Below are 13,562 nucleotides of genomic sequence, written 5' to 3' on the forward strand. Positions count from 1 at the left end.
CTACCACACCCCAAATGAACTTTATGAGAAAGAACTAGATTCAATCTATCGAATTCAATCGTAAAAAGTGTTCAATTTAAATTTGCAATTTAGGAATTTAATTTTCTTCAATTAGCTTATGATTAACATTGAAATTATCGATCATAATTAAAGTATGATAAATAAATAGTAATGCTACATTTATTATGCTAAAAAACTACTATTCACAGCAATTTTTTGTTAATTGTTAGAATAGTAGTTTTTTAATTATTCACCTTTAAAGCTGCCATCTTCTACTTCTCTAATGAAGTCAGCCAAGTGCTTATAATAAACAGCCGGATTATCAACCATGTGGTGGTGACCACCATCAGGTGTAGTAACTAAACGAGAATTTGGAATTTCTTTTTGCATAATCTTAGCAGTAGAAATCGGCATGGTCTCATTCTCGCCAAATGTAAGCAACGTTGGTACCTTGATATTCTTTAATTGATCTCTAAAATGCCAATCCTTAAGCTTACCAGTAATAACAAACTCATTATCGCCTTGGAAGGCATTATAAACCGCACTGCCGCCTATATCTTTTAAGTGATAAAGCTTAGAAGGTTGCTTTCTATCAACGAAGTTGATATTCAAAATTTGAACATCATCTTGATAACGCTGATTACTATAATCTCCTTTTTCTTCGCACTCATGCATAAAGTCTATCTCTGTCTGTGGAAGAACCTCTTGCCTTCTTCTATTAACAGCGTCAACATATTCATCAATTTCATCAACCATTGAAGAAATGATTGCACCCTTAAGATGTTGGCCGTATTTTACTGCATACTCTTGAACTAAAAGTCCACCCCAACTTTGACCGATTAAATAGAAGTTATCAAGACCAAGCTTATCACGGACTTCATCAACTTCATCTAAAAAGTACTCATAAGTTAAATATTTTTTAGCAATTTCTGGATTAGAATAGTCTGGCTGATCAGAGTATAAAGAACCCAGTTGATCATACATTGTAACTTGTACATTTAAACCTTGCTTCTTCAATTGCTCTGCTGCATCTTCCCAATATTCATGGTTACCACCAGGGCCACCATGAAGTGCCAACAAATGAATATCCCCTTCACCTTGTGTGTTAGTCCATAAGTGATAGCCATTGTCTAAAGTAATAATTTTACTTCCTGTTTTCATTAAAAGACTCCATTCTATTTTTTAGATATTACTATTTTATCTCATTTATTTCTAAAATAGAAAAAGTACGATGCTCTGCTCTATAAGAGTTTATTCTTTTTTTGCAAGATATGTAGGATAATTCCTATTCCCAAACCTAGCAAAGCCGGGACAACCCAAGATAATCCTAAGCCTGCTAAAGGTAGAAACTGACTTCTAACTAGATCCATCTTAATTACAAAAGCCGTTTGATTAAGTGGAGCTGGCAAGCTATTAACTAAGTCGAAGATACTTGGAATTAAGGTCAGGCTAATAGTCACCTGATAAACTAACGGATCTTTTTTGATATATGGGGAAAGTAATGATAACACAATCAGTACAATTACTAATGGATAGAGAAACATTAACATCGGCTTCGACCATTTAATAATCTGATCTAGTCCACATGTTCCTACTAAACATGCCACTACACTGGCGATTGTAAGCCAAACATGATATGAAAAAATTGGAAAATGCTGGTGAAAGTCTTCCGCAAATGCCGCCACTAACCCCACTGCAGTAGTAAAGCAGGTTAAAACTATTAAAAATGCTAGAAATGCTTGACCAAACGTCCCGGCATAATACCTAACAATCTGCGAAAATGCAGTCCCACCATCAGTTGACGGACTAAACTTCCCTAACGACATTGCTCCCATAATAATCAATAGTAGATAGATTACTCCAATTGCTGCTATCCCAATAATACCAGACTTAGCGGTAACCTTAGCAATTTCATTCTCTTGCTTAATTCCCATTGATCTAATTGCTGACACTACAGCTATGCCAAATGCTAATCCAGCTAAAGCGTCCATAGTGTTATAACCTTCTAAGAAGCCATTCATAAGAGCGCCACTGGTGTAATTATTTGCCACTGGCATTAAGTTCGGATTTCCCATTGGTCTAACAAAAGCAATTACAAAAACTAAGAATAAAGCTACCAAGAAGATTGGATTTAATATTTTTCCTAAACTAGATAAAATATCATTCTGATTGAAAGCCAGTACATAAACTAAGATAAAGAAAACAACAGTAAAAATAATTAATCCTAAATTACGATATTCCCTAGGCAATAATGGTGCTACGCCGACAGTGTATGATACTGTTGCTGTCCTCGGTGTTGCGAAGAACGGTCCAATAGTTAAATGAATTAAAGTCATAAATATAAGAGCAAACTTCTTACCTAGCGGAAGAGCCAGATCATACATACCATTGCTCCGGGTAACCGCAATTGCTAATAAGGCTAATAACGGCAAGGCTACCCCTGTTGTTAAAAATCCAATTGCTGCTAAAAGCCAATTCTTACCTGCTAATTGTCCCAAATATAAGGGAAAGATTAAGTTACCTGCACCAAAAAACAAAGCAAAAATCATCGACGCAACAATTAAGTATTGTTTGATACTAAATCTTTTATTGGGTGATTCTTTCATCGAATTCTCCTAAAAATATTTTAAGATATTATTTTATCAAAAAAGCACCACTAGCAACAACGCTAATAGTGCAATTTAAAATAAAACAACCTACTAAGCCAATCTTCTACTTGGTCTGTTCAATCATCTCTTGAAGCTCATCTTTGGTGAAGTCATCACCGTAGCTTTGTATCAATAATGGCAATACTTCTTCGTTTGTTAATTTAAAGTTTTTTCGACATAATTTTATCATCTTTGCTACGGCTTCTCGTCTAATATCTTCTTGGATATTTTCTCTCATTAAAGCAATCTGATTCATAATCTCGCCCCATTCTGGTTTACTCGTGTATTCTTCAATGTCATCATTCAATTGAATGATATACTTGCTTGGCTTCTTAGATACTTGACCATTTAAATAATCTAAGAACTCTGCCATCTGCGGTGTTATATTGCTTCTATCCTTACCCTTGGCATTAAAGAATAACAAATGTCCTACATTCTCTATAGTTAAATTATTATTTCTTCGCTCAGTAAAGTCAAATCTGTAAGCTGCTCTATCCTCATTAAAGGGATCAAACATACAAAAGAAAATCATATATGATTCCTTAACTTGGTCATAATTTTCTCCGGGCTTAGGTATATTTAACTGCCGTAGATAATACCAAGCCCTCCTAGTTAAAAAATCAACCGGCAAGTTCTGCATCTCAATATCATAAACTCGCTCTTGCTTATCCTTAGCATAGACATCTAGTCTTGATGTCTTTTCAAATAAGTTCAGATCAATCGGCTTTTGTGGTGAAATGTCAACAAGCTCTTGGATGTCTAATTCTGGTAGTGCCATTTGCAAGAGATGCAAGCAATTTTCCTTCTTGCTCATCACATAACCAAAGATTGGATCAAGAGTTAGATCTTGCTTAAAATCACCGGCTAGATAACTTCTTCTTAGCATTTGATACGTCCTTTCGTAATTTATTGGAAGGAGGTGGATTTATCCTTCATCATAAATTACGCAAAAAACGGCAAAATGTTTTTTTTAAAATAAAACGGTCCTATTGGACCGTTAAATATTAATCTTCATAGTTACCAAAATTCTTATGGTAATGATAAATTATCAAAGGCAATATTGTTACTACAATGCAAATACCAATCATAATTGCTACATAAGTTCCACGTAAATAACCTGGTGTACCTGCAGCAGGAATAAAGCTAACAAAGAAAGCGATAATCGTAATAAATAAAGCAATAAATGCTAAAACGATAGCCCAAGTATTATTTTTAGTCATATGATAACTACGCTTTAAGTCCTTATGCTTAGACTTCAAAACAATAAAACCAATTAGCATAATAATATACACAATCAAGTATTGAGCCGTAGTTGAAGCCAGGGATACATTAAAGGCAAAGTCGGCATTACCGCCGCTTGATAAGGTTAAGACTATTGTTGATGCGGTAACAATCAAAGACTGTAAGACAATCAAGTTCATCGGCACATCACGCTTGGTCGACTTAGCAAAGAAAGCTGGCATGTAGCCTTCTTTAGCCGCTTCAAACATCCCTTGACTGGGACCAGCCAACCAGTTACCAAGCTCACCGATAATTCCACAAGCTAGCATGATCCCAATAACTTTTTCTAATAACTCACCTGGCAAACCAATTGAATTAAGCAAATGCCCAAAGGCAAAGACAAAACCACTACTATTGGCAATTTCTCCTTTAGGAACAGTCATCCCAATAGCCATACTACCTAACAAGTCAAAGGTCATAGCAGTAATTGCCAGCGCCCACATAACATTAGAATACTTCTTAGGATGTTCCAAGTATCTAACATGTGGTGCAGAAGCCTCCCCACCACAAAAGGCTAAAATAAATGGTACAAACTCTACCAAGGTCGTTCCATTGATTTGATGTGGAAAGACAGTCGACCAGTTCAAACTATAATGAATTGGCCTTCCTTGAGCAAGATAAACAAAGAAAGCAACGATCAATAAGACAACCGGTAAGGCAATTCCAATAGCAAAGAGCCATTCAGCTATTCTACCAATCTTTTTAATTCCGACTAATTCAAATAAGGTAATTCCCCATAGAATAATCATCATTAAAACAAACCTTATCCCAGGATTACTATCAATCTGTGGCATATCCAAAGTTAGAGAAAGCGAACCAATAATAACTAACATCATTGTGTTCATCCCAATAGTAATATGAACCCATTGATAAAACAGTGCTAACCAGCCGGTCTTATCACCTAAAGTTCCCTTAACCCAGGTAAAAATTCCACCCTTCTCCCAGCCATCGACTGAGGCCATTTCACCAGCCATTTGCGTAATTGGTATAAACCATAAAATACCAGCTAGTAAAATATAAAATAATGCGGTTGGCCCCGTCTTACCGAATGGGGCAAGCTCATTAATCGAAATTACCATTGAAGATGTCATAGCGAACAACTTCAATGCTGTCAAGCGATTATACTTTTGATCCTCTTCTAATTTTAATTGCGTTTCGCTTTCCTTGCTCATACGCTTTCCTCCTAAAAACATTTTAACGGTTTTTAATTATACGCCTTTTTAATAGAAGTGGTCTACTTATTTTTAGAAGTGATAATTATACGCAGCAATTTTTTATAAAAAAATCAAGGAATCATTGGGATTCCTTGACTCTTAGCTATTTAGAATTATTATTTATCTTCTTTAGTATCTTTATCAAACAAGATATCTTCAAGAACTTCACCATTTAAGTATAAGTGCTTGTCATCAATTGTGAACTTAACTTCCTTAGTATCAGGTTTAGCCACAATTAACTTAGCTGCTGGAGTTTCAAGATCTTGTTCAACAACTCTTCTTAATGGGCGAGCACCGAATTCCTTGTCATAACCCTTTTTAGCTAAGTACTCCTTAGCTTCTGGAGTTACTGTAAGTTTAACATTTCTCTTAGCAAGTGAAGCTTCCATCTTAGCTAAGTAAAGATCTAAAATCTTAAGCATATCATCACTAGTTAATGAGTTGAATGGGACAATTGCATCAAGACGGTTCAAGAATTCAGGTCTGAAGTAGTTCTCAAGAGCCTTACGCAAGCTAGCTTGATCATCGTTCTTCAATAGCTTATCTGAGTAACCAGCGTTAGAAGTCATAATGATGATTGTATCTTTGAAGGAAATTGTTCTACCTTGAGCATCAGTTAAGCGACCATCATCCATGATCTGTAATAAGGCGTTAAAGACTTGTGGGTTAGCCTTTTCGATTTCATCAAGTAAGATCAATGAGTAAGGTTGGTGACGAATCTTCTCAGTTAATTGACCACCTTCACCGTAGCCAACATAACCAGGAGCTGAACCAATTAGCTTATTAACTGCCATTTGGTCTTGATATTCAGACATGTCTAAGCGTACTAAGGCATCCGCATTACCAAATAACTTAATAGCTAATTGCTTAGCTAATTCGGTCTTACCAACACCAGTAGGTCCAGTCAACAAGAATGAACCAGTTGGGCGATTAGAATCCTTAAAGACTTGTTTACGAGCAATAGCATCAGTAATAATATCAATCGCCTTGTCTTGGTCAATCACAACCTTCTTCAAGTCAGCTGCTAAGTTGGCATTCTTTTGAGCATCATTAGTATTGATTTCACTCATTGGGATACCAGTCTTAGATTGAATCAACTCGTACATATCTTCTGGAGTAACCTTAAGCTCACTAGCCTTGCCAGCACTCTTAAGATCCTCTTTTAAGTCTTCAATTTGCTTCTTAAGCTTAGCGGCTTCATCATACTTTTCAGCTTTAGCAGCTTCTTGCTTCTTAACTTCTAGAGCGTGGATCTTATTCTTAATGGAAGTTTCGTCTTTTTGGTCCATGCCTAATGACTTCTTAGCACCAGCTTCGTCCATTAAGTCAATAGCCTTATCTGGTAAGTGACGATCATTGATGTAACGGTTAGAAAGTTCTGCCGCAAGCTTCAATGCTTCTGGATCATATTTTACATTATGGTATTTTTCATAACGTGGTGCTAAACCCTTCAGGATCTCAATAGCATCCTTAATTGTAGGTTCTGGTACTTGAACTGGTTGGAATCTACGAGCTAAGGCAGGGTCTTTTTCGATTCTTTGGTATTCGCTAGTTGTAGTTGCACCAATGACACGAATTTCGCCACTTGCTAAAGCTGGCTTCAAGATATTAGCAGCATCACCTGAATTATTCTCAGAATCAGTTGAACCTGCACCAACAATGTTGTGCAATTCATCAATGAAGAGGATGACATTCTTATCGCCTTTGGCTTTATCAATGATCTTCTTTAACTTCTCTTCAAATGAACCACGTAATGAAGTACCAGCAACTAATTCATTGATATTCAATTCAATGATGTGTGCCTTCTTCAACTTCTCAGGAACATCGCCATCAACAATTCTCTGAGCTAATCCTTCAACTATTGAAGTCTTACCAACACCGGCAGGTCCAGTTAAGACAGGATTATTCTTCTTACGTCTACTTAGGATTTCAATTACTTGATCAATAATTGCTGTTCTACCAATAACTGGATCGTACTTACCCTTCTTAGCTTGATCAGTTAAGTCAACACCAATTGGCTTTTCCTTCTTAGCTTGTTGACCATTAGCACGCTGTGGTGCTTGCCCTTGTTGAAAGTTCATAGGTTGATTGCCAGACATTCTTCTACCGTTATTACCGAAGAAATCACTGTTCAATTCATTAAATAAATCATCAAAGTTGTAATTACCATTGTCAAAGTATGCCATATATTTTCACTCCTCTTGTTAAGTATACAATTTTAGCACTCTAAGTTATAGAGTGCTAACTTCTTGACAATTAATATTATATCAGGTTATCCACAGAATGCAACATTTTTATACATATTTTTCCACAGTTTTTATTAAAAATTGTCCATTTTTGGGCTAAAATAGCCTTTTTTATAGATATATTAGCTATATTTATAAAATAATATTTATATATTAATTTATATTTTATTATTGATTCTTGTTTCATGTGAAACTTACTGGATATTCTTAACAGGCATTTCAATTTAAGACTGATATAATAGAGTTATGAGATTCATAAGGAGGACACTATGGCTAAGAGAACTTTTGAATTAGATGATGAAACTTTAAGAATGCTAAAATACTATCTAGCTCATTCTCAAATAGAAGAAGATGAGTTAATTAATCGCTTGATTAAGAGCTTTTTAACTGAGCACTTATCTAGTAAGCAGATCCAGCTTGCTCGGCAACATAAGGGTAAAGATAGCTTCCCAACTGATGAGATTTTGAGAAACTTCGGTGATATGTGGAAGCAAGATTAATGCATTTAGCGGCTTAACCTAATTTGATTAAGTCGCTTTTTTTCTATTTATTTTTGACTTAATATGATAGTTTGCATGAAAAAAGCAGCGCCAAAACAGCACTGCTTTTTAACTATTTATCTTCTGTTATTACACTTTGTTGGTTTGCTTTTTTAGATATAATTAACTTATCATAAGCCACTTTAGCTTCTTGGGGAGTATTGCCCGGAATTAACTTCAATCCCATATTAAATTTAACGTCACTTGCCTTCACATAACCATTGTGTAGTTCAATAATATCAGATGAGCCCTTCGAGGTTGCGTACATTCTTTGGGCTACGGGATGATAGAATAACTCCGCCTTTTGTTCACTTGGAACCCAGAGATAGACTAACTTATCTACCTTTAAGCTGCCGCCTTGCTTTGCGATCTTTTGACCTTGATGGTCTTGCATTGTACCATCTGCATTATAAATATCTGTATCCTTGATAAACTTTATTCGAGAGGAATGCTCAAGGTCAAAGCTGTGCAATTCCAATTCTTTATTAACCTTTACATCTGCATAGTGTAGCCAGTTATTAGTTCCCTTAATTCGATACATTGGTGCATCCCCATACTGCGTTGAAGGGAACCAATTTGAAAACGGTGTATTTGAAAAACGATCAACGGTAAATTTACTACCAACTTTTAACTTTTTCTTTACTACTTTGAGTTCCTGACCATTTTTGCCAGTTCCTGTGTAAATTGAGGCTAGCTTAGAAGTTACTGTAGCAGTAGCTACTTCTTCTTTAGCAGGTACAGCTACTTCATCAGCAGATTTACTTAGATTAGCTACTTTTACATATTGTTTTTTAGGACCACCAATTCTATAGTAACGCTTACCATTTTTGAACTTATAACTACCACCATAGGTTGTTATTGTTGATCCTTTCCTTATAAGTCGCTTATTTGCCCGTTTAACACTTGAAGCATAAACGTAAGAATTAGCCGTAACCTTTCTCTTCACTCCATCAATATTTGACAACTTAATGTAATTATTCTCATAAGATATTCGATAATATTGCTGTCCCTTAATCTTTACTGGCTTTGAATAAAACTCAATGTTTTGATATGCGGCATAGGCTTCTCCAGTAGCCTCTCCCGACTTATTGTAGACAGCAGAATTATGCATTAGTGTCTTGGTAACTACACTATCCGCAGCATAGATTTTATTAGACACAGTAATAGGTAAGATAAATGCCAATGTAGAGGTAATTGTTAGTAATTTCTTATGTAAATTCATGATATAACCTTGTATTCTAAAAATTTGTCCAGATAAAAAGCAGCGCCCAAACAGCACTGCCTATTAACTATTTAACCTCAGCCGTAGCACTTGCCTGCGCTTGCTCCACTGTATTAGAAGGCTTTAAAGCAAAGCCATCATAATAACTAGCATCTGAAGCCTTAATATACAAGTCCTTTGTGTCAATACTTTTATCACCATCACTACTACGACTATCGTCAGAATTAATTAAACTAATATGACTTGAAGTTAAATGATAGAATAACTCTACCTTCTTGTCAGTTGGATTATAAATATATACTAGCTTATTCACTGAATATGATCCACCATTAGTGTGAGGAATGAACCAGCCATCATCTTTTCTCTGACCATTACTGTTATAAACTGGGGTATCATTTAACAAGCTAATTCTCATGTCAGCTGGTGTATTTTCATCAAAATAACGTGGAGAAATTAATGGATTAGTAGTATCTACGTCTAAGAAGCTAATTAATTGGTCCTTGCCTTTAATCTTATAGTAATCATAACTAAAACCAATGTCATCAGTTTCTATTATAACTTCATGTTGTGGGTTAGAATCTTCACCTTCAACTTTTATCTTCTTACCTTTCGCTATAGTTGAACTAGTCTTCTTACCATTCATATCGTAAATTGGGGCTGTTTTAGTTGTAGTTACTGTAATGTAATTTGTATATAATCCATTATGATTAATTGATGAAACATCTTTAACTCTGACATATTGACCATTGCCAACATTATAGTAATCTTCACCTTTAATAGTAGTGTATGGCAAGTCTTGTGGTTGTCCTTCATTATTTATGTAGTAATATTTGCTTGCCTTTTCAATATTATTAACTTGACCTGGATAAATAAAGATTCTATCTAATGGTAACTTAGAACTAATTACCTTTCCGTTCTTACTATAGATCTTAGAATTCTTACGAACCTTTATTCTAGTTTGACCAACTATTTCTCTTATATCGCTTGACTTAACATAGACTCCATTATCCTTGTCAATTAGATAATATTCTTCACCTTTAATTGTCTTAACACCAAAGTAAGGTAATCTAGTCTTCCAATGTGTATGCTGTCCATCTGCATAATTAGATACATAATTGGTTGTTAGCTGCTTAGTATATGGCTTACCATTTTTATCATAAAGTGATGAACTATTAGTAACAAGAGTTCCTGTTTCAGGTGTTACTATACTAGTAGATGATGTACTGTTATCGGCATTAGTAACGCTAGAGAAGTTGCTTACTTTTACATATTGCTTCTTTGGTCCGCCAACTCGATAGTAACGTTTACCATTCTTGAATTTATATGAGCCGCCATAAGTTGTTACCGAGCTTCCCTTCTTTAAGACAGTATTATTTGCTCTTCTAGTACTTGTGGCATATACATAAGCATTATGAGTTAATGTTCTTTTAGTTCCATCAATATTTCCAACTTTGAGATATTGATCTTTATTTGAAACTTTGTAGTATTCACTACCCTTAATCTTAACAGTATCAGAGTCTACGTATACATTCTGATACGACTTGTATACCTTACCTGTATTCTTACCATTCTTGTCATAGATAGCTGCATTGTGCATAACTGTTTTTTGAACTGAATTAGTACTTGCAGCTTTAACTTGCTTAGCAAATACAGGAGTCATACCCATCAAAGCTATAGTAGAAAGCAGGGTTATACGTTTAGCAAATCTCATGATTCCCTTCTCCTTAATATTTATTGCAAAATATACGTTTAACTTTATTATAAACCTTTTCAATTTAGAGGCAAAACTATCTAAGAATATAAAAAAGATTGATAACAGCTGATTTTATGCTGATTATCAATCTTTTATGCTAGTCCCAAGTTAATTCGTAAATATTATTTAAAACTGTCTTATTAACATTGGAAACCAATTGGTGATATGCCACAGTTAAATAACAATGATTTTCACCAATTATTTGAATACTCTCAACTTCACTATGTTTACCGGTTAAATCGACAATTTTCAGTTTACTTAAGTTTACAGTTTGCCATTGACTATCTTCGGCGGCTTCATTACGTGCATAAAATGGGATCTTTACAATTTGTTTGTGGTGAACAGACCATTTCTTACTTTTTGAATCATATTTTGGTGATAATTGACTTGAAATATAAATGTTACCAGAATTATCAATATCAAAGCCCTGAATGGAATTAAGCACAACATCATCATTAGAACCACCGTAAAGATTTGAAATAGTAAAACTATCTATATATGGAAAGTTCTCTAAACTTACGTACCCTATCCCTGCATTATCTAATGCATTATTAATAGTGTCTAAATCATAAATGGTAAAGTGACCAATTCTGCCGCTTTCAACTGTAGCAATTAAAAACTTAGTATAATCTGGTGACACAGCTGCTTCAGCGTGGGTCATTGAATCCCCACTAAATGAAGTAGATCCTGCTCTATTCAAATAGGCTAAACGAGGAAAATCGGTATTTGAACTGTGCATACCACCATTTAATTTAATATCTACACGAGCAATTTGCTTTGCCCAGTTAATACTACTTCCATTAATATTTGATGGCTTAACACCTACAAACCACTTATTAGATCTACCAGAATATTCCCAAGTCTGAGTATGACCAGCAGCACTTCCTGATAAAGTAAGGACTGATGTGTTCATTTTGGATCCTATACCACGATATACATATGTTACTCCTTTGTGTAATTGCAATGCATAATTATACTTAGATCCAACATTACCCTTTTGCACCACATTTACATATGGTGCCACTAGCTCGCTTTTTAATACTTTTGAAACATTTGTAGCTTCATTTTTTAAATCTTTCATAAATATACCTCCATAAAATTTAATCTTTCTTCTCTTCTTGCTCAGTTAAGTCCCTTTCCTTGATTACCTTTTCAACTCCAGCAAGAATATCTTCGACATCTTGTTCAGTCACTTTAAAGCCTTTAGCTTGCAATCCATCGACTACTGCATTGGCTATGCGATTGATCTTCTTTTCTTCTGACAAGTTCTCTTGTTCATAGAAAGAAATATATTTCTTCATCAAGTCATTTGCAGTAAGCCTAAATTGTTCCAGCTTTTTATTTTTAAAATGAAGTCTGCTCAAAATGCCAATTCCAACAATACATGCTACCCATAGCCCCAAGGCTATGAGCTCAACGTAATCATGTAAATCCATGATTATTCTTATCACCTCTCTAAAAGAGGCACTAAATGCCCATGGGCTTTCACCTCTATTAAAAATCTACCAACTAACCTACTAAAGTATTGCAATATATTAGTAAATATACTAATATAGAGATATAAATATTAACCAAGTTACAGTATTTATTAGGACAGCAACTGTAAGCTTGGACTTTAGTATTTCTGTTGACACTTAGTATATTATGCTTATTGACTAATAATGTCAATAGTATTTTATGCTTTTTTGCTAAAAACTTTTAGATATTTGGGAAAAAGCTTGATATGATACAATTTGAAAGAGTTAAAATTTTAGCTAAACAAAAGAAAATGACTTTAAAAGAAGTCAATGACAAGGCAGGGATTGGTACTAATTCAATTTATAATTGGAAGACTCGCAAGCCCGGCTCAGATGCAGTCAAGGCTGTTGCTCACGTGTTGGGAACTTCAACTGATTATCTAAATGGGTTAACCGATAATCCTATTCCGCGATCTGAAGATGAAGCAACAGATTCTATCCCCTTAGACCAAGAGATGCCTTATTCATATCACGGCTATAATGTCCCCGAAAAGTATCTAAAAATAATTAGAAACTTAATGGAAGACGACATCAAAGAAGGCCAGGCTAAGCAAAATGAAGATAAATGATAGGAACAAAGAAGAACTACAAGACGCTCTACTAACTTTTGCAAAAAATCATGGTATTTCACCTGTCTTGATATCAGTTGACCCTTACTATCCATCCGTATCATTAAAACAGTCACGTAAGATAATCATTAATACCAATTGGCATAACGAATCTGAAATACCATTCTCTATTGGTCACGAGATTGGTCATCTCATGTTAGATGACCGCGGTGTAATATATTTAAAAAGCTTTGCTGGTAAATGTTCTGAAGAAAAGCCTGCCGACTTATATGCCTTGAAACTAATCTACGATTATTCAAAGAATCGAGGCGATTACTTTGAAGATCCTGGTACCTTCATGCAATGTTATGGTATTCCTGAAAGAATGGCTGAAGCTACTAAGGCTTTATTTGAACATGATAAAGATTTATATTTTTAAAACGCAAAAAACTCATAATTATTGTAATTTCTTGTACAATAATTATGAGTTTTTTTATTTTCGTTAATTGTAGAATCAAATTGAACACTTAGTTCATAAAATTAAAAAAGCCCATTTGTGACTCTTTGTTAGAATGTAAATAACCACAAATACAT

12 protein-coding genes are annotated in these 13,562 nt (G+C 34.7%); 3 read left to right on the top strand and 9 right to left on the bottom strand.

What is annotated here, in order from left to right:
- Positions 1 to 246 precede the first annotated feature (246 nt).
- From J2Z60_RS10435 to J2Z60_RS10455, 5 genes are all read right to left on the bottom strand, one after another.
- A complete protein-coding gene (locus J2Z60_RS10435; protein WP_209687643.1) occupies positions 247 to 1,161 on the bottom strand; it encodes a prolyl aminopeptidase in 915 nt (304 codons plus the stop codon).
- Positions 1,162 to 1,241: 80 nt separating this feature from the next.
- The gene (gene brnQ, locus J2Z60_RS10440) at positions 1,242 to 2,606 is read right to left on the bottom strand and encodes a branched-chain amino acid transport system II carrier protein (RefSeq protein WP_209687644.1); all 1,365 of its coding nucleotides are present in this window, start codon (positions 2,604 to 2,606) and stop codon (positions 1,242 to 1,244) included.
- Positions 2,607 to 2,712: 106 nt separating this feature from the next.
- Positions 2,713 to 3,534, bottom strand: a complete 822-nt coding sequence (locus J2Z60_RS10445; protein WP_209687645.1) for an Rpn family recombination-promoting nuclease/putative transposase — start codon at positions 3,532 to 3,534, stop codon at positions 2,713 to 2,715.
- Positions 3,535 to 3,652: 118 nt separating this feature from the next.
- On the bottom strand, positions 3,653 to 5,101 hold the full coding sequence (locus J2Z60_RS10450; RefSeq protein WP_209687646.1) for an amino acid permease: 1,449 nt from the start codon (positions 5,099 to 5,101) through the stop codon (positions 3,653 to 3,655).
- Positions 5,102 to 5,259: 158 nt separating this feature from the next.
- A complete protein-coding gene (locus J2Z60_RS10455; RefSeq protein ID WP_209687647.1) occupies positions 5,260 to 7,329 on the bottom strand; it encodes an ATP-dependent Clp protease ATP-binding subunit in 2,070 nt (689 codons plus the stop codon).
- A 329-nt stretch (positions 7,330 to 7,658) separates the two neighbouring features.
- On the opposite strand from J2Z60_RS10455, the gene J2Z60_RS10460 reads away from it, so the two are divergent.
- Positions 7,659 to 7,889, top strand: a complete 231-nt coding sequence (locus J2Z60_RS10460; RefSeq protein ID WP_209687648.1) for a hypothetical protein — start codon at positions 7,659 to 7,661, stop codon at positions 7,887 to 7,889.
- Between the two features lie 112 nt (positions 7,890 to 8,001).
- Here J2Z60_RS10460 and J2Z60_RS10465 read toward each other — a convergent pair whose 3' ends face one another.
- The 4 genes from J2Z60_RS10465 to J2Z60_RS10480 all read right to left on the bottom strand — a co-directional run bounded on the left by J2Z60_RS10465 (position 8,002) and on the right by J2Z60_RS10480 (position 12,339).
- Positions 8,002 to 9,150: an SLAP domain-containing protein gene (locus J2Z60_RS10465; protein ID WP_209687649.1), complete on the bottom strand. Its 1,149-nt coding sequence runs from the start codon at positions 9,148 to 9,150 to the stop codon at positions 8,002 to 8,004.
- Between the two features lie 67 nt (positions 9,151 to 9,217).
- Positions 9,218 to 10,861 carry an SLAP domain-containing protein gene (locus J2Z60_RS10470; RefSeq protein ID WP_209687650.1) on the bottom strand — a complete coding sequence of 548 codons (1,644 nt, stop codon included), beginning with the start codon at positions 10,859 to 10,861 and terminating at the stop codon, positions 9,218 to 9,220.
- Positions 10,862 to 11,000: 139 nt separating this feature from the next.
- Positions 11,001 to 11,984, bottom strand: a complete 984-nt coding sequence (locus tag J2Z60_RS10475; RefSeq protein ID WP_209687651.1) for a helveticin J family class III bacteriocin — start codon at positions 11,982 to 11,984, stop codon at positions 11,001 to 11,003.
- Positions 11,985 to 12,003: 19 nt separating this feature from the next.
- On the bottom strand, positions 12,004 to 12,339 hold the full coding sequence (locus J2Z60_RS10480; protein ID WP_209687652.1) for a helveticin: 336 nt from the start codon (positions 12,337 to 12,339) through the stop codon (positions 12,004 to 12,006).
- A gap of 287 nt (positions 12,340 to 12,626) precedes the next feature.
- On the opposite strand from J2Z60_RS10480, the gene J2Z60_RS10485 reads away from it, so the two are divergent.
- The gene (locus J2Z60_RS10485; protein WP_209687653.1) at positions 12,627 to 12,989 is read left to right on the top strand and encodes a helix-turn-helix domain-containing protein; all 363 of its coding nucleotides are present in this window, start codon (positions 12,627 to 12,629) and stop codon (positions 12,987 to 12,989) included.
- The gene (locus tag J2Z60_RS10490) at positions 12,976 to 13,407 is read left to right on the top strand and encodes an ImmA/IrrE family metallo-endopeptidase (protein ID WP_209687654.1); all 432 of its coding nucleotides are present in this window, start codon (positions 12,976 to 12,978) and stop codon (positions 13,405 to 13,407) included. Before J2Z60_RS10485 ends, J2Z60_RS10490 begins: the two co-directional genes overlap by 14 nt.
- Positions 13,408 to 13,562 lie beyond the last annotated feature (155 nt).

This window comes from Lactobacillus colini, assembly GCF_017874575.1.
GTDB lineage: Bacteria > Bacillota > Bacilli > Lactobacillales > Lactobacillaceae > Lactobacillus > Lactobacillus colini.

Excerpts from the sequence above, each read along its gene's own strand:
- J2Z60_RS10465 (WP_209687649.1), bottom strand. The coding sequence starts at position 9,150 with ATGAATTTACATAAGAAATTACTAACAATTACCTCTACATTGGCATTT.
- J2Z60_RS10490 (WP_209687654.1), top strand. The coding sequence starts at position 12,976 with ATGAAGATAAATGATAGGAACAAAGAAGAACTACAAGACGCTCTACTA.
- J2Z60_RS10445 (WP_209687645.1), bottom strand. The coding sequence starts at position 3,534 with ATGCTAAGAAGAAGTTATCTAGCCGGTGATTTTAAGCAAGATCTAACT.
- J2Z60_RS10480 (WP_209687652.1), bottom strand. The coding sequence starts at position 12,339 with ATGGATTTACATGATTACGTTGAGCTCATAGCCTTGGGGCTATGGGTA.
- J2Z60_RS10475 (WP_209687651.1), bottom strand. The coding sequence starts at position 11,984 with ATGAAAGATTTAAAAAATGAAGCTACAAATGTTTCAAAAGTATTAAAA.
- J2Z60_RS10485 (WP_209687653.1), top strand. The coding sequence starts at position 12,627 with ATGATACAATTTGAAAGAGTTAAAATTTTAGCTAAACAAAAGAAAATG.
- J2Z60_RS10435 (WP_209687643.1), bottom strand. The coding sequence starts at position 1,161 with ATGAAAACAGGAAGTAAAATTATTACTTTAGACAATGGCTATCACTTA.
- J2Z60_RS10450 (WP_209687646.1), bottom strand. The coding sequence starts at position 5,101 with ATGAGCAAGGAAAGCGAAACGCAATTAAAATTAGAAGAGGATCAAAAG.
- brnQ (WP_209687644.1), bottom strand. The coding sequence starts at position 2,606 with ATGAAAGAATCACCCAATAAAAGATTTAGTATCAAACAATACTTAATT.
- J2Z60_RS10460 (WP_209687648.1), top strand. The coding sequence starts at position 7,659 with ATGGCTAAGAGAACTTTTGAATTAGATGATGAAACTTTAAGAATGCTA.
- J2Z60_RS10455 (WP_209687647.1), bottom strand. The coding sequence starts at position 7,329 with ATGGCATACTTTGACAATGGTAATTACAACTTTGATGATTTATTTAAT.
- J2Z60_RS10470 (WP_209687650.1), bottom strand. The coding sequence starts at position 10,861 with ATGAGATTTGCTAAACGTATAACCCTGCTTTCTACTATAGCTTTGATG.